This window comes from Thermomonospora echinospora, assembly GCF_900108175.1.
Classification (GTDB): domain Bacteria; phylum Actinomycetota; class Actinomycetes; order Streptosporangiales; family Streptosporangiaceae; genus Thermomonospora; species Thermomonospora echinospora.
The window spans coordinates 21,130-37,531 of the sequence record NZ_FNVO01000001.1; the positions used below are offsets into that span (position 1 = coordinate 21,130).

The window sequence follows — 16,402 nt, forward strand, 5'->3', positions numbered from 1 at the left end:
TGGCGGCGGCACCGATGGGAGGGAGACGGCGATGACCCGGGCCGATGTGCCCGCCAGGCCCGGACGGCCGCGCAGCGCACGGGCCGAGAAGGCGATCCTGGAGGCCACCGTTGACCTGCTCGCCGAGGAGGCGGGGGTGGCCGCGGTCTCGATGGAGGCGGTGGCCGCGCGGGCCGGGGTCGGCAAGACCACCATCTACCGGCGCTGGCCCAACAAGGAGAAGCTGATCGTCGACGCGCTGGCCACTCTTAAGCAGCCGATCCCCGAGCTGTCCGGCCAGTCGGTGCGCGAGGACCTGGTCGCCCTGGCCCGCGCCATCGGCCACGAGCAGGCCGGCAAGCACAGCCGCTGCCACTGGAACCTGCTGGGCGGCGCCGACAGGTATCCCGAGCTGTTGGACCGCTACCGCCGGGAGGTCATCGAGCCGCGCCGCGAGGTCATCCGGACGGTGCTGCGCCGGGGGATGCGAACCGGGGAACTACGCGGCGACCTGGACTGCGAGATGGTCATCGCGATGCTGGTCGGCTCGATGACCCTGCAGGCCAGGGCGCCGGCCCCGCTGAAGACGCTGCCCGACGACTTCGCCGAGCAGGCCGTCGACGCCCTGCTGCACGGCATCGCGACCTGACCCTTTCGTCCCGCGACGACCCGCGACGCCGGATCGCCTTCCATCGCGATCTTCTCCCCCAGAAGGCCGCCATGCCCCATACTGAGCGCCAGAAAGTCGTCGCACGACAGGTTGTCGGGAGCAGGAGCGCGAGGTGACAGACTTGCCGCCACCCCGGACCGCGAGCGCGCAGCCAGGCGCCGCGCCCGCCGACTCGGACTCGCGGACCCTGGTCCTCGGGATCGACAGGTCCGGGCAGGTGGTCCAGTGCGGCCGTAACGCCCCGGCGGTGCTGCGGTACCAGCCCGAGGAGCTGCTCGGCAGGTTCACCGGCTCGCTGGTGGCCGACGAGGCCAAGGAAGGGCTCGACGCCCTGCTGGAGGCGGTCGCCGACGGCCACGAGCGCACCGCCGTGCTGACCGTGCGCCGCGCCGACGAGACCACCGCCGACGCCGTCGTCACCGCGCAGCCCATGGTGGCCGCCGGCCAGGCCGCCGGGGCCGCCCCGGCGGCCGCGGCGCTGCTGCACATCCGGGTGGCGCTGCCGCCCAGCGAGCGCTTCCAGGACCCGGCGCGGATGCGGCGCGCGCTGCTGGACGACCCGCTGACCCGCTTCGGCGCCTCGCTGGACCTGGACCAGACCGCCAAGGAACTGGCGGACGTGATCGTGCCGCACTTCTGCACCACCGCCACCGTGCTGGTGCTGGAGAGCCTGGTCGCCGCCGACGAGGTGCACGGCGAGTCCGGCCCGGCGCCGCTGCGCCGGCTGGCGGTGATCTCCGACGACGGCAACGGCATGTGGCCGGCCACCTTCCCGCAGGGCGAGGTGCTGGTCTACCCGGAGGGCACCCCCTACCGCCAGTGCCTGGCCACCGCCCGGCCGGTCCACCTGCCGCAGGTCGACGCCGAGCAGGCCGCCGAGATCGCCCGGATCTGGCGGCGGCCTCCGGTGGCCGAGCTGCTGACCGGCGTGTCGATGGTGCTGCTGCCGCTGATCGCCCGCGACACCCTGCTGGGCCTGCTGGTGTGCACCCGGGTGCCGGGGTTCCGCCGCTTCGACGCCTACGACGTCGAGATCGGCATGGAGTTCGCCACCCGCGCCGCCATCGTCCTGGACAACGCCCGCCGCTTCAGCCGGGAACGTGCCACCGCCCTCACCCTGCAGCGCAGCCTGCTGCCCAACCGGCTGTCGGCGCCGGCGTCGGTGGAGGTGCGGCACCGTTACCTGCCCGGCAGCAAGCTGGTCGAGGTGGGCGGCGACTGGTACGAGTCGATCGCGCTGCCCGGCGCCCGGGTGGCCCTCATCGTCGGGGACGTGGCCGGGCACGGGGTGCGCGCCGCGGTCACCATGGGACGGCTGCGCACCGCCCTGCACACCCTGGCCAACCTGGAGTTCGCGCCGGCCGACGCGCTGCACGTCCTGCACGAGCTGATGATCGAGCTCGGCGAGCAGGAGCCGCACTTCGCCACCTGCGTGTACGCGATCTACGACGCGGGCGCCGGCACTCTGGAGATCGCCTCGGCCGGGCACCTGCCGCCGCTGCTGGTGCGGCCCGACGGCACCAACGAGTACCTGGACGTGCCGCCCGCCCCGCCGCTGGGCGTGGCCGGCGGCACGATCGGCAGCCGGGTGTTCGAGGTGGAGGACGGCAGCGTCTTCGTCATCTACACCGACGGCCTGGTGGAGAACCGGGGCCGCGACATCGACGACGGCCTGTCGCGGCTGCGCGGCATCTTCGGCCCCGACACCGCCACCCGCCCGATGGAGGACCTGGCCAAGGCCACCCTGGACGGGGTGTACGCCGACCACTACCGCGACGACATCGCTGTCCTCATCGCCCGGCTGCGGCGGATGCCCGCCGACCAGCGGGCCTCTTGGACGCTGCCGGCCGACCCGGCCGCCGTCCGCCGCGCTCGGGGGCTGGTACGCACCCAGCTCGGCCGCTGGGAGCTGGACGAGCTGTCCTACACCACCGAGCTGCTGGCCTCCGAGCTGATCACCAACGCGCTGCGGTACGCGACCGGCCCGATCGGGCTGCGGCTGCTGCGGGAACGAACGCTGGTGTGCGAGGTTCTGGACCGCTCCGCCGCGCTGCCCCGCCTGCGGTACGCCGCCGACGACGACGAGAACGGCCGGGGCCTGCTGGTGGTCAGCCAGCTCGCGCACCGCTGGGGCACCCGCCGCACCGCCGCCGGCAAGGTCGTGTGGTGCGAGCAGACCATCCCCGGCATCGACCCCGACTCCTTCGAGCCCGTCCAGGCCTGGCCGGGGGAGAACCACCACCGCGGCTGACCGGTCTCAGCGGCGCGGGCCGCCCAAGCGCTCCATGAGGTCGCCCAGCCGGTTCCACGCACCGGTGTCGGTGCCGTCGCCGAGCACGTACCACATGCCCGGGGCGCCGGGATCGCCGATGGCCCGTCCGCCGTCCGATGCGGCTGCGTGTGCCGCCCCCGTCTCGGCGACGCCCTCCGGACCGACCGCCAAGGCGACGGGGACGGGCGCGCCCTGCCACCGCGCCGGATAGGTCAGGTCAGGGCCTCCCGGCGCCCACTGGGCCGTCAGTACCTGCAGGACGCCCGCCCTGGCGTACCGGTCGGCGAGCGCCGCCAACTCCTCCAGCGGAGGCTCACGGCCGGGACCGTAGGAGACGGTGAAGGCGACGGTCTCCTTGACGCCCGAGGTGACGCGGGACACGCGGATCGTCCCCCCGAACGGAGGGTGCGCCGAGCCGGCCTCGTGCGGTCCCATGTACGCCAGCCAGGTGGCTCGTGGGGACCGCCGCCGGCACAACGCGGTCAGCTCCGACTGCGACCAGCGCACCAATGCGGGCTCGGCGGTCCCCCAGCACCGGGGCGCCGTCCCGGCCAAGGCGCGGGCCAGCGCCTCGGCGGCACCGCCCAGCTCCAGGTCGGTGGTGGCCTTGTGGCGGACCCGCAGGTCAACCACCAGATGGTGGCCCAGGTCGCCGGGTGGCCGGCGCAGGAAGGTCGCCGACGGCTCGGGCCTTTCCTGCACGGCGGGTGTGAACATGGCGCCATCCCAGATGAGCGGGAGGCCAGAGAAACCGTCGTAGTAGCCGTCACCGGGCTCCTGGACCACCCAACGGGCCCGGGGACCGCCCAGCGCCAGCCGCAACGGCAGCGTGATCCGCGCATCGTGCGGCGTGAGGACCTGCAGGACCTGTCCGGTGCCGGCACACCGCGCCATCACGTCGGTCAGCCAGGACGACAGCGGCACCAGCGGCCGGTCCTGGATGACGACGGTGCTCTTGGCGGTGACGATGTCCACCGCCGGATGCCCGCTCATCACCCGTTCCCCCCCTCCTCGTCCCCACCGGGCGCCACGGGCGGCCACACTGCGCCGCCCAGCCGCTCGACCATGGCGTCGGCGAAGCGGTGCGCCAGCGCGGGTGCGTCACCCCGCCCGCCCGACGCCCGGACCTCGACCCACCAGTACGGCACGGTCAGCCCGGCGGTGACCTCGGCACCCAGCAGCCGTTCCACCTCGCCCTCGACGTCCACCCGCTGGGCCGCCTCGATGTTCACCAGCGGCCGGCCGTCGTCGTCGCACAACTGGATGAGCGCGCCCCCGCCGGCGCCGCGCACCCGCAGCGTCTCGCCTGCGTGCACCATGCTGTCGACAATCGCCCGCACGTCGGGGGCGCGGGAGGTCAGCACCACCAGGTCGTAGGTCACGGCTTCTCCCGGTTCGGTCCGGCGGCGCGGTCCTCCAGCAGCGCGGTCTGGATCAGCCGCGCGCTCTCCCCACGCCGTATCCACAGGCCCCTGCCGGGCGGCTGCGCGTCGGCGTGGACCCGGGGGAACAGCTGCCCCTCTGTACGATCCCCGGACATCACCAGCACACCGCTGCCGATCTCCCGTATCGCCTGGACCAGCGGGTCGTACAGGCCGCGGCTCGCCCCCGCCACGCGCCGCGCCAGCACGAAGTGCAGCCCGATGTCGCGCCCGCTGGGCACGAACGGCACGAACGGTGCCAGCGGCTGCTGTCCGGCGGTGGTGAGCAGGTCGTAGTCGTCCACGAGCACCACGATCTGCGGCCCATGCACCGCGCGCTCCTCGCCCGCCGTGTCGTCGGGCATTCGCCCCTCCAACTCCTTGGCGACGCCGCCGGCCAGGCCGGCGCACAACCGCGAGGTGGTGGCGTAGCCGCCCAGGTACGGCTCGGGGACGACGTCGCGCAGCGACCGCCGCGGGTCCATCACCGCGAACACCACTTGCTCGGGGGTGTGGCGGGCGGCCAGGCCGCGGGCGATGAGGCGCAGCAGGTTGGACTTGCCGCAGCCGCCGTCGCCGAGCACCAGCAGGTTCTGGTCGGCGTCGAACAGGTCCAGCAGTACCGGCGCGAAGGTCCGTTCGTCCACTCCGAACGGCACCAGCCGCGGCTCGGCGCCGGGACCGGGCAGCTCGGCGGCGGGCAGTCGGTGCGGCAGTACCCGCACCGGTGGCGCGGTGGGTCCGCTCCAGGCGTTGCGCACCGCCCGCACCGCCCGCTCCACCGCGGGGCCCAACTCGGCGGGGTCGGGCGCGGCGCCCAGCGCGGGTACCGCCACGTGCGCGAACAACTTGGTGTCGAGCAGCGCCCGGCCCGGCAGCCGGGCGCTGATCGTCTCGGCCAGCTTGCGGTCCACCGTGGAGTCGGCCGGGTCGTTGAGCCGCAGCTCGACGCGCTGCCCGAAGGTGGACTGCACGGCGATCCGCACGTCGTTCCACCGCAGCATGCCCGCCACCAGGTGCACGCCGTACCCGCCGCCGCGCTGCAGCAGATCGGAGATCATCTCGTCGATCTCCTCGAACTCGCCGCGGATCGCCCCGAACCCGTCGACGACCAGCGCCACGTCCGCGCATGGCAGCTCGGGCACCTGGCCGGCGGCATGCAGCTGCCGCAACCGCTGCACCCCATCCAGGCCGTGCCGCCGGAACACCTCCTGCCGGTGCTCCAGCATGCCGTGCACCTCCTCGACGGTGCGGCGAACGCGCTCTCGGTCGGTGCGGGCGGCGATCCCGCCGACGTTCGGCAGCTCGGCCAGCGCCTGCAGCCCCCCGCCGACCAGGTCCAGCCCGTACACCGCGACCTGCTCAGGGGTGTGGGTGAGCGCCAGCGACAGGACCAGCGTGCGCAGCAGGGTGGTCTTGCCGGTCTGCGGGCCGCCGATGACCGCGACATGCCCGCCGGCCGCGGTCAGGTCAAGGCCCCACTGTCCCTGCCACTGCCGGCGGGCGTCGTCCAGCAGGCCGATGGGCACCCGCAGCGGCTCCTGGTGGGACGGCAGCCGCAGGCCGCGGTCGGTGACCCGCACCGGCCCGGCGATCGCCTCCAGAGGTGTCACCGCGGGCAGTGGGGGCAACCAGATGCTTTGGATGCGTTGCCCGTGCCGGGACAGTTGCCCGACCATCACGTCCAGCACCGTCGGTCCGGTGGTGCGCTCCGGCAGCTCCGGCTCGCCATCGTCCACGGGGGCGTCACCGGGGACCGCCGGGTTGTACACCGGGTAAGGCCGTACGGGCGCCGTCCCGTCGGTCTCCTCGACGGGTCCGCCCGGCCCGCGGTAAGGCCCGGAGACGTAGCCGCCCTTGAACTTCACGTAGACGCTGGTGTCGACCTTCAGGTAGCCGAAGCCGGGCAGCGCGGGCAAGTGGAAGGCGTCGGGGCTGTCCAGCACGGTGCGCGACTCCTCCTCGGAGAAGGTGCGCAACCCGATCCGGTACGACAGGTAGGTCTCCAACCCCCGCAGCTTGCCGCTCTCGATCCGCTGGCTGGACAGCAGCAGGTGCACGCCGATGCTGCGGCCGATCCGACCGATCGACAGGAACAGCTCGATGAAATCGGGCCGCGCGGTGAGCAACTCGCCGAACTCGTCGATGATGACCAGCAGGTGCGGCAGTGGCGGCAGCTCGGGCCGCTGGGCGCGCCGGTGGTTGTAGTCGCCGATGCTGGCGATGTTCCCGGCGTCACGCAGCACCTGCTGGCGGCGCTGCACCTCGCCGGACAGGCTGGCGTACGCCCGTTCGATCAGCCCGGCGTCGTCCTCCAGATTGGTGATCACACCGGCCACGTGCGGCAGATCCCCGAACGGGGCGAACGTGGCCCCGCCCTTGTAGTCCACCAGCACCATGGACACCTGCTCGGGTGAGTGGGTGGCGGCCAGCGCCAGGACCAGGGTGCGCAACATCTCGCTCTTGCCCGAACCGGTGGCGCCCACGCACAGGCCGTGCGGGCCCATGCCCAGGCTGGCGGCCTCCTTCAGGTCCAGTGCCACCGGCTGCCCGGCGTCGTCGAGCCCGATCGGCACCCGCAGGAACGCCCGTTCGCTGCGCGGCGCCCACAGCCGTGGTACGTCCAGGTCTGCGGGGTCCTCCACGCCTATCAGCGCGGTGAAGTCGACGTCGCCGCCCTGGACCGCGGTCTCCTCCACCGACGCGCGCGACAGCCGCAGCGGGGCGATCATTCGGGCAAGCCCCTCGGCCATCCCGGCCGGGACCCGATCCAGGACGCCGGCCGTCGTCACCGGCGCCGCCCTGCGCAGGTCCTCCACCGTCACCCGGTCGCCGTCGACGCGAATCCGCACCTGCACGTCGCCCGGCTCCTGGGTCTGGTCGGCCACCAGGTGCACGACGGCGGCGGCCAGGTCCCGCACCGGTACGCTCTCGTCCGGCCGTACCAGGTCGGCCGCCACCTCGCCGTGCGTATCGTGGATCACCACCAGGCGGCGCAGCAGCCGGAACGCGTCGCGCCTGCCCAGCCCTCGCCGCACTTCGGCCGCGAAGTCGGTGCGCTCACGCAGGTCATCGGCTAGCAGCGCGGCCAGCCGCAGCGGGCTGGAGGCGACCAGCCGCAGGTGGGCCCCGCCGTCCCGGCGATGGACATCCAGCACGTGCGGCAACCATTTCACCCAGTCCCAGTCGGCCGCTCGGGCCTGTGGGAACGCCACCGCGACGGCCACGTCCTCGGGTGCGTGGAACGCCGCCAGCTGCGCCAGCAGGGCCCGCATCAGGCCCAACACGTCCTCGCGCGCCCCGACCACGCTGACGTTGCCGGCCATGTCCAGCGGCACCGTCAGCGGCATGTCCGGGGCGGTGCGGAAACGCTCCATCAGCGCCCGGGCCTCCGACAGCATGAACGGGTCGGTCGGCGACAGCGCGGTGCCCTGCTCACCCAGCTCCAACGGGTGACCCGGGGTGAGCCCGGTGCCGATGCGCACCGTCAGGAAGTCGGCGTGCTGCCGGCGTCGCTCCCACAGCCGCGTCGGGTCGCGGATCACGTCGTACAGCGCCTCGGGCGGCGGGTGCAGCATCCGGGCCTGGGATCGGACGGCGCGTTCCTCGGCGGCCAACTCTTCGCGCAGCTCCTCCAGATACTCCAGATACCGCTCGCGCTGGCTCTTGCGCTGTCGGGACACCTGGGAGCGCCGCGACAGCAGCAGTGCCCCACCGCCGAGCACCGCGACCACCAGCAGCACCGCACCCAGCATCATGAACGCCGGGTTGCGCAGCACGGTCATGATGGTCAGCGAGGCCATCATGCCGACCATCGGCAGGATCGTCAGGAGCTGGCCACCGGTTCCGCCGCCCTCCGGGAGCGTCGGCGGCGCCTCGATCTGCCTGGGGTCCGGTTCGGCGGGGAGAAGGACGGTCCGTGCGGGACGGTGCACTATCCGGGTCGTCACACCAGATACTCCTCAGCGATGTCGTCCGCCGTCCACCTTAGTGTCGATAAGGGCCGGGTGCCGGGAATCGGGCGCTGGGAGAGGAGCGGACCGTGGACGTGTTCGAGGTGTCGGCGGACGTGCACGCCCTCATTGAGGACCTGCTGCCCGTCGTTAATCCCAGCGCCCGTTTCGAGGCGGAACTGGCCCGGGTGGTGCTGCCGGTGGGCCGGTTCGAGCCCGCCGCCTCCACCTGGACGATCCTGGAACGCTGCGCGCGCGCCGAGCCCCCGCGTTGGCCGGGCCTGGTGGAGGAGTGGCTGCGCGAGGTGACCGACCGCGCGGTGCTGGCCATCGCCGACATCGAGTTGCTGGGCGACGTCCGCGAGTTGCTGCGCCTGCGCATCGTGCCCAGGCTCACCGAGGAGCAGCGCAGCGGACTGGTGGTGCTGCCGGCGGGCGAGCACTTCGACGCGCTGGTGGTCATCGACCATCCCGAGTTCGGCGGGCCGCTCACCGAGGCGCGCGCCCGGCTGCTCGGCCTGCGTGGCCTGGGCCGCTTCGTCATACCGAACACCTACGAACGGGAACTGGCGGACGTGCAGGTCCGCGACCAGCCGATCACGCCGGGGGAGATGGTGCGGGTGGTGACCAAGCCCGGCTGCCGGTACGTGTCGGCGCTGTACACCGAGGTGGAGCGGTTCCTGCCGGACGTCGGCGAGGCCGGGGCGCTGCTGGCGATGCCCGTCCACAGCACCATCCTGCTCTACCCGGTCACATCGGCTGCGGTGAACACGGTCCTGCCGGCCCTTGCCCAGGTGGCGGCGGAGATGTACGCCGCCGACGCTGATCCGTGCGCTCCCGGGGTGTACTGGTGGCGGCGCGGCCACCCCCTCACCGGGCTGGATCCCGCTGCCCCCGTCCCGGTGGCACCGAACGACGGCGCCGGTGATCGGCCCCGTCCACGCCGGCGCCGTCCGCCCTGGCGTCGGCGGTGAGGGCCGGGCAGGTCAGCCGGTGAGGGAGCGGCGGAGGGCCTCGGCGGCGACGGCGATCGCGGTCACCCGGGTCGCATAGGCGAGCCGGGCCGGGTCCAAAGTGGCGCCGACCGCCACATGCCGGTCGTATCCCAGCTTGATCGCTCCGACGCCCACCTCGGCGAGGATCTGCGCGGCGCGCGGCACGTCCACCAGCCGGTCGTTGTGCGGGCTCTGCACCGTGAACACGACCAGCGTGCGTTCCGCCAGCCCGTCGAGGCCGTTGGCCGACATCCAGTCCAGGACCCGGCCGACGCCCGCCGCGCCGCCGGTGGTCGGGGCGACCAGCACCTGGGCGTGCGCCGCGGCCAGCACCACGCGGTGGAGCTCGGTGTGAATCCCGGCGCCACAGTCGGTGACTGTGACGCCGAAGAACCTGCTCAGCGGGATCCCCGCGGCACGGTAGAGGGCGGCGTCCGGGCCACCTGGGACGCCGTGCGTGCCCGCCAGTCCCCACAGCCGTCCTCCCAGGTGGGCCAGGTACGGCTGGATCTGCTCGAACGAGGCGGTGCCGGGCTCGGCGTCGACGAGGTCGGCCAGGGCGTGCTCGGCGCCGATCCCCAGCCGCAGTGGCAGCGAGCCGAGCTCCGGGTCGAGATCCAGGGCCAGCACACGGTCCTGCCGGTACCGGGCGAACACCGAGGCGATGAGCGCCGCCAGTGTGCTCTTCCCGGCACCGCCGTACAGGCTGGTCACCGCTATCCGGCGCCCGGTGGTCACCGGATGCTGGATCCATCTGCCGTGCTCGGCGAGCGCCTGCACGTCGCCGGCCGGGACGAACGGCCGGACCGCGCCGCGCCCGATGCGGCGCAACAGCGAGTCACCGTGCACCGGCCGCGCGACCAACTCATCCGGGGAGATCGATGGTGCCGCGGCGGGCTTGACCGGCGGTACGGGCTCCGAATCGGGTGGGCGCGCCACCGGCTGCCGAGGCGAAGGTTGGGGAGGCCGTACGTCCGTGACCGGCGCCACGGGATCGGACGTGGCGCCGAACGACGGGGGCACACCCTCCATCGACCTGCTCGGCTGCATGGCCGAAGGGTCCCGCCGATCTTGCGGCGGCGCGGCGGGAACACCGGACTGTACGGGGGCCTGCAGGGGCGTGACCTGGGGCTCATCGTCGGTGTGGGCGGGAGACGGTGGCACGGGCCGTACCCGCCACCGCTGGGCTACCGTGGGCGGGTCGACGGCGGGCGGGTCGACGGCGGGCGGGTCGACGGCCGGTGTCTGCGGGTCGGGCCGTGGTCCGTCCCGGTCGGGATCAGCCAACCCGTTCCCTTTCAGAAGGTGCCGAGGAGCCGTGTGAAGGTCCCGAAGGTCCCGAAGGCGACCGGGACGAGCGCCACCACCGCCACCGCCTCGATCCGGTTCATGCTCCGGCGAAGCCGGGCGCGCACGTGCTCGGGCTGCTCGGACGCCAGCACCACCGCCGGGATCACCAGGCCCGCCAGCAGCATACCCAGAGCGGGCGCGGCGCCCCAGGCGGTGTGTTCGGCCCACCGCACGGCCAGCGTGACCACGATCGCCACGGTCGCGGCCAGCAGCGCCGCCTTCTCCAGGACCAGCGGGAACATCCGGGCCCGGCTGCCCACCACCAGCGCCAGCAGGCCGGCCAGCGCCGCGTTCCACCCATCGAACGCGGCGGTGGCGCCAAGTCCGGCGACGGCGGCGGCCACCGCCACCGCCACCGTCCCGATCGTCATGCCACGGTGCGCGTCGTCGAGGGCGGCCATCACGTCGCCGCGGGCCACCGACGCCCCGGCGCCGCGCCGGTCGTCCAGCGAGGTCAGCCCGGACAGCATGAGCGCCGCCCGCAACAGCAGGTTCAGCACGATCACGCAGGTGACCGCGAGCACCGCCCCGGTACGGGCGGCGTTGAGCCCCAGGGCCGCGCACAGCGTCCCCTCCAGAGTGAGCAGGGCCGCCACGCCGCCGCCGATGAGCCCGCCCCGGCCGAGCGGGGAGCTGATCCCCAGCAGCGCGACGAGCACGGCGGCGAGGAGCGCCGGCCCGCCCCAGCGCGCCCATTCCGCCCAGTCGTGGGATCCGGCGGCGGACCACGTGGCCAACATGCCCACCGTCCCGCCACCGAGCGTCAGCGCAGTGCCGAGCGGCTCGCGCCCACTCACCCCCAGCGCGACCCCGCCGGCCACCAGCAGCGCGCCCAGCCCTCCGAGGGCGCCCGGTGCCGCCCCGACGGGTAGGGCGCCGCCGGCCACCAGGCCTACCGCGAACGTCAGCGCCACGAAGGCGAAGGTGGCGCTCCACCGGGCGGCCGCCGGACTCCATCGCCACAGCCGTCCGTCGAGCGCGTCACCCACCACCTCCGGCACCTCGTGCACGACCGGCGCGGGCAGCGGCTCGTCGGAGTGGACCAGCCGCAGCACCGCCCCGTCGGGAATCCGCCGGTCGGCGAGGGTGGCGCCGGGGTCGAGCACCTCGCCGGTGGAGGTGACCAGGTGCCGCAGCCGGGGCGGGCTGTGCACCGGGTCCCCGAGGAGCCGGAGCACGTCGGGCATCAGCGCCCCGATCGGCTCCAGCGCCGGAAGCACCGTGTCGATCCTGCGCTGCTCGCCGATCAGGGTGACCCGGCTCCACGCGGCCATAATGCCCTTCCGTCCGTTCGGGGATCCTGCTCGGTGGCACCGGTGGCCCGGGTCACCGCGGCACGGTCGTTCCGGCGAGGCGTTCAAGGTAGCCATTGCGTACCAGCCAGCGGACCGTGGGCAGCGCGGGAGGCCGCGGGAACAGCGCGGCGTTGATCGTGAACCGCACGCCGCCGCCGGGGTCAGGCGGCACGGATGCCGAGATCGACGCGTTCACCTGGAACGGCTTGACGACCCGATAGCGGAAGTAGCTGGCGGGCACTCCCGGGACCGCGTCGGCGCGCGCCGCCGGCGGCAGGCCACGCTGGGCGAACGGGATACCGAACGGGAACAGCACCGACCCGCTCTCCTGGCCGAACTGGTCGACCGGCTGCCCCTGCCGCAGTGAGTAGAGCAGCGATGGCACGCCCGTCTCGGCGATTTTCGCGCGCGCGTCGCCGGCCAGTGCCGCGCCCTGCCGGACGGCGTCCTGCTCGGCCTGTACGGTGAGCGGTCGCGGCGGACCCTCCCTGATCACTAGTTCCCCGTACAACCACCGACAGGCCTCGTCCTCGGTGGTGAACTCCCCGGCGATGCGGCCCTGCCGGTACTCCACGACCCCTCCGGAGAAGCCGTCCTTACTGCGCGCGATGACGTAGTGGCTGGTAGCTCTGGCGGCGGGCGGACGGGGCTGCCCGGGCAGCACGTAGAGGCTCGGCGGCACGCCCGCCCTGGCGAGGTCCGCGCGCAGCCGGGAGAAGGTGATCTGGGCGCCGACCCAGTCGGCGGGCACCGGGGCGGTGTCGTTCTCGGGGGCGGCGACCTGGGACTGCTCGATCCGCTCGCGCTCCTGAGCCCGGAACCGCGACTGCAGGTACGACCAGCCGACGGTGCCCGCGCACAGCACGGCGGCCACGCACAGACCCGCAACCACCTTCATCACGCCCTCGTCGAACGTCCGGCGGGTGCGCTGCGGGCCGAACAGCAGTGCGTCGCGCAGCCGGCGGCGGCGTACCGCCACCGATTCCAGCAGCTGGGTGTCGTAGTCGCGCGCCAACGGCACCTCCCCTCACCGGCCCGCGCGCCGGGCACGCCTCGAACCCGTGTCGACCCCGGGCAGGCCCGCCATGCCCTGCGGGCCTGTGCCGGCAACGGCGAAGGGACGCGCCATGGCGCATCCGTTCGGATCGGTCCCTTGCCGGGCGCCGACTCAGATGGCCTGTACGGCTGCTCCGGCCTTGCCGAGCGTGGTCTGCGCGATCTCGTCGTTCTTCTCCAGCGTGGCCTTCACCAACTGGATGATCTCACGGGTCTCGTTGGCGGCGTTGTGCCACTTGAGCTCCTTGGCGCGGTACTCCTCCGACACGCCGGTGGCCTCGAAGTCGGACATGGCGGTCGCCACGTCGGCGTCCCGCGAGCCGATCAGCGCTTCGAGCCGGGAGATGATGGTGTGGATGTTGCCCTGCGCCTCACCCGAGGCGCCGGTGTCGTAGCTGCGCCGTCCGTCTCCCACAGTGGTGCCGTCCTTTCCGGGGTGCTCGTCGGTCGGTCGTGATCAGGCGGTGCGGAATTTGGCGGCGTCGAAGTCGGCCGTGCTCATTGCCCGGCCCGCCTCGTCGGCCATGGACTGGTCGCCGGTGGCGAACGCCTGCTCCATGCCGACCTGACCGACGTTGACCCGGTCCAGGCCGCCCTTGAGGTCCGCAATGATCTGGTCGGAACGGGCCTTGAAGTTGTCGAAGGCCGCCTTGCCGGCGCCGTTGAACCGGCCCGACAGCGGCTCGGCGGCCACGATCAGTGCCTTGACCAGGCCCGCCAGTTCCTCACCCCGATCACCGGTGTTCCTGGCCAGGTTGACCAGCGTTTCCTGCCCGTAGTCCCATCGACCCATCGTTGCCTCACCTGCCAGTCGGATCGTCGCCCTCGGTGCCGCACTCGGCACCGCATCGGCGGGAATGGTCTTTCGACCATAATTCCCGCCACGCCGCCTGTCACCGCCCTTCCGGGGGCGCCGCGGGACGTAGGTGCCGAACGATGAGACGCTGCGCGGGCGCCGTTGGTTGCCGATTTCGGTGGCCGGATGTGGAAACTGCCGGTCAGAGAATCGAACTGGACATATGACATGGATTCCCACAAGATGTGGAACGGTGTCCTAAAGTCGCCGCCGGTCGGCGACGGCACACTCGACGTGGTGGAGCCATGAAGTTCGAGTTGGTGGAGCCCCCTGAGCCCGGCCCGTCCGGAGCACCGCCGGAGGACGGTCAGCCGGTCAAGGTGCACGCCCTCGATGAGGGGACCGACGATCCGATCGCGGGCCTGGTCGCCATCACCCACCGGCTGACGGTCGAAGTGGCGGCGGAGTCGATCCGCGTCCGCGCTGCCACGGCGGAACTGGCGGCGGCCGTGCACGCCGGGCCGTACGCGCTGCGGACGTTCGAGGGCGTCAGGCCGCCGGCCGGCTTCCGGGCCGGCCGTTTCGGGCCGGCGGCACGAGCGGGCGAGGACCGGCGAGGACCGGGACGATCGGCTGACAAAGACGGGCGGGGCGTATGACGGGATGGAACATCGCGCCGGGCGAGGTGGCCAACGTGGTGACCACGGTCGGCGGCTACATAGGGGATGCCGACGGGGGCGATGGCCTGGTGGGCCAGATCGAGGACTTCGCCCGGCACGTCGAGGACGCCGCGATGGCGGCCTCCAGCATGCCGATCGGTACCGCGCTGAAAGAGTACGTCACCCACACCTCCCCGGGGCTGAAGGGGATGGTCACCAAGACCGCCAGTTGCGTCACCGGAGCGGTGCAGGCGACCAAGGCGTATATCAACGGTGACCTGGAAATGGCCGCCGAGGCGCAGCGCAACGCGGTCGACGCCCCCGCTCCCCGAATAGGCGGGTGACTCAGGCGGCAAGCTGGGGCGACCGCTCCCTTTCCGTCTCAAACAAGCTCAAGACCTGCGAGGACGTCGATGTCGAAGTGGGTGGACCCGCGATTTTCCGGGCTCTCCGGTCCGGGGCGCCCGGCACGGCGTCGTCAAGGTCGGTGGTCGGTGGCACCGATGTGCTCCCGCGTCTTCGGGCAGGTGGTGTGACGTTGAGCGGTGTGATCGATCCAGGCGCCATCCCGATCCCGAAGGCCGATCCGGACGCCGTGGAGACGGCCGGGCGGGCGTTGGGCGGCGACGGCACCGCCATCGCCGGGACCGGCCATGACATCCATACCGGATGGCAGCGGCTGAGGGGGGCGTACGAGGCGCCCGAAGCGCCGCAGCTGTTCGCCGCCACCCAGCCGGTGGAGACCACGGGGAACGCCTTCCGCGACGAGGTCGCCACGGTGGGCGGGGCGCTGGTGTCGTTCGCGGGGGAGATCCGGCCGATCATCGGCCGGCTGCAGAGCCTGAAGACCTCCGCGCAGAACTTCCGCAACGGGATCGCGGGCGACGACGACTGGCGCGAGGACGAGGACAAGGTCACCGAGCACAACAAGCTCAACAACGACGTTCTGGCCGCTGTCGCCCAGTACCAGGACGCCGAACGGCGCTGCGCCAACAAGATCACCGCGATCTTCGGCGGCACTCACTTCGTGCCCGCCGACGGCAACCCCGGCCAGGGACAGCAGGGCTACGGCCTCGGCCAGGCGCCCACAGACGTGGAGACCCCCTGGGCCAAGCCGCAGGAGCACGACAAGCCCTGGTACCAGGACGTGTGGGACGGGGTCTGGGACTTTGGCGAGGGCATCATCACCGACCTGGCCGATCTGGTCGGTCTGCACGGGGCCAACGGCTGGGTCTGGGAGGAGGACTCCGACTGGACCGACAACCTGCAGGGCAACTGGATGCAGGTGGTCCGCGATGTGAGCGGTTTGATCGGTCTGCACGGGGAGAACGGCTGGGTGTGGGAGGAGGACTCCCACTACTGGTCCAACCTGGGGCATAACTGGAAAGAGGTGGTCCACTCGTTCGTGCCCTGGCGCGAGTGGGACGACCGCCCCGGCTACGTGATCACCCAGAGCGTGCTGAACATCGGCAGCCTGCTCATCGGTGTCGGCGAGGTCAAGCTGGCGCTCAAGCTGCTCAAGCGCGGCGACGTGGACGCCCCCCGCCCCCGCGACCGCGGCGACGCCGACGGCGACGGCCGGCTCGACCACGATGAACTGGACACTCCCGGCCAGGACGCCCCCACCACCCGGGACCTGCAGGACCGGCTCGACCAGCTCGACTTCGACACCCAGGACCTCGACAACCTCCAAGACCAGCTCGACCAGGCCGCCGACCTGCGCGAACACGAACCGGCCCACGTCGGCGGCAACGACCGGCCCGACACCGACGGCGGCGGCCACGACGTCGGCGGCCACGACGACCAAGGCGACCAGGGCGAGCCGGGTGACCAGGGCGACCAGGGCGATGGACAGGGCCCGACGTCGCCGAACGACGAGGTCCCTGACGACGACGGCCGTGACACCGGTACCGATCCCGACGCTGACGCTTCGGACGGCGGCCAGGACACCGATCC

General features: G+C 72.8%; 13 protein-coding genes and 1 pseudogene. 6 read left to right on the forward strand and 8 right to left on the reverse strand.

The window, feature by feature from the left end; all coding sequences use genetic code 11:
- The first annotated feature begins 31 nt into the window (after positions 1-31).
- Positions 32-628 (forward strand): TetR/AcrR family transcriptional regulator, encoded by a 597-nt coding sequence (locus tag C4U03_RS00100; protein ID WP_103935522.1) that lies wholly within the window; start codon positions 32-34, stop codon positions 626-628.
- A gap of 133 nt (positions 629-761) precedes the next feature.
- On the forward strand, positions 762-2,900 hold the full coding sequence (locus C4U03_RS00105; protein ID WP_235017516.1) for a SpoIIE family protein phosphatase: 2,139 nt from the start codon (positions 762-764) through the stop codon (positions 2,898-2,900).
- Positions 2,901-2,906: 6 nt separating this feature from the next.
- Here the strand turns inward: C4U03_RS00105 and C4U03_RS00110 are convergent, their stop codons facing one another.
- From C4U03_RS00110 to eccCa, 3 genes are read right to left on the reverse strand one after another with little or no spacing between them, the layout of a single operon-like run.
- Entirely contained in the window at positions 2,907-3,914 is a 1,008-nt protein-coding gene (locus C4U03_RS00110) for a DUF6177 family protein (RefSeq protein ID WP_103935524.1), read from the reverse strand.
- A complete protein-coding gene (locus C4U03_RS00115) occupies positions 3,914-4,303 on the reverse strand; it encodes a hypothetical protein (protein ID WP_103935525.1) in 390 nt (129 codons plus the stop codon). Before C4U03_RS00115 ends, C4U03_RS00110 begins: the two co-directional genes overlap by 1 nt.
- On the reverse strand, positions 4,300-8,292 hold the full coding sequence (gene eccCa / locus C4U03_RS00120; RefSeq protein WP_103935526.1) for a type VII secretion protein EccCa: 3,993 nt from the start codon (positions 8,290-8,292) through the stop codon (positions 4,300-4,302). Before eccCa ends, C4U03_RS00115 begins: the two co-directional genes overlap by 4 nt.
- Positions 8,293-8,384: 92 nt before the next feature.
- On the opposite strand from eccCa, the gene C4U03_RS00125 reads away from it, so the two are divergent.
- The gene (locus tag C4U03_RS00125; RefSeq protein WP_103935527.1) at positions 8,385-9,269 is read left to right on the forward strand and encodes a hypothetical protein; all 885 of its coding nucleotides are present in this window, start codon (positions 8,385-8,387) and stop codon (positions 9,267-9,269) included.
- A 12-nt stretch (positions 9,270-9,281) separates the two neighbouring features.
- Here the strand turns inward: C4U03_RS00125 and C4U03_RS00130 are convergent, their stop codons facing one another.
- From C4U03_RS00130 to C4U03_RS00150, 5 genes are all read right to left on the reverse strand, one after another.
- Positions 9,282-10,229: a nucleotide-binding protein gene (locus C4U03_RS00130; protein ID WP_103935528.1), complete on the reverse strand. Its 948-nt coding sequence runs from the start codon at positions 10,227-10,229 to the stop codon at positions 9,282-9,284.
- Positions 10,230-10,588: 359 nt separating this feature from the next.
- The gene (locus C4U03_RS00135; RefSeq protein WP_103935529.1) at positions 10,589-11,914 is read right to left on the reverse strand and encodes an EsaB/YukD family protein; all 1,326 of its coding nucleotides are present in this window, start codon (positions 11,912-11,914) and stop codon (positions 10,589-10,591) included.
- 52 nt (positions 11,915-11,966) lie between these two features.
- Complete coding sequence (locus C4U03_RS00140) at positions 11,967-12,950, reverse strand: TNT domain-containing protein (RefSeq protein WP_103935530.1); 984 nt, start codon at positions 12,948-12,950, stop codon at positions 11,967-11,969.
- 153 nt (positions 12,951-13,103) lie between these two features.
- Positions 13,104-13,406 (reverse strand): pore-forming ESAT-6 family protein, encoded by a 303-nt coding sequence (locus tag C4U03_RS00145; RefSeq protein WP_103935531.1) that lies wholly within the window; start codon positions 13,404-13,406, stop codon positions 13,104-13,106.
- Positions 13,407-13,448: 42 nt separating this feature from the next.
- Positions 13,449-13,784, reverse strand: a complete 336-nt coding sequence (locus tag C4U03_RS00150) for a hypothetical protein (protein ID WP_103935532.1) — start codon at positions 13,782-13,784, stop codon at positions 13,449-13,451.
- A 308-nt stretch (positions 13,785-14,092) separates the two neighbouring features.
- Between C4U03_RS00150 and C4U03_RS00155 the strand changes: the two genes are divergently transcribed.
- The 3 genes and pseudogenes from C4U03_RS00155 to C4U03_RS40255 all read left to right on the forward strand — a co-directional run.
- Positions 14,093-14,446, forward strand: coding sequence for a hypothetical protein (locus tag C4U03_RS00155; RefSeq protein WP_103935533.1), 354 nt, complete (start codon positions 14,093-14,095; stop codon positions 14,444-14,446).
- A complete protein-coding gene (locus tag C4U03_RS00160) occupies positions 14,443-14,790 on the forward strand; it encodes a DUF6507 family protein (RefSeq protein WP_103935534.1) in 348 nt (115 codons plus the stop codon). The genes C4U03_RS00155 and C4U03_RS00160 overlap by 4 nt, the downstream gene beginning before the upstream one ends.
- 194 nt (positions 14,791-14,984) lie before the next feature.
- Positions 14,985-16,402 (forward strand): annotated as a pseudogene (locus C4U03_RS40255) (hypothetical protein); the annotation flags it as partial.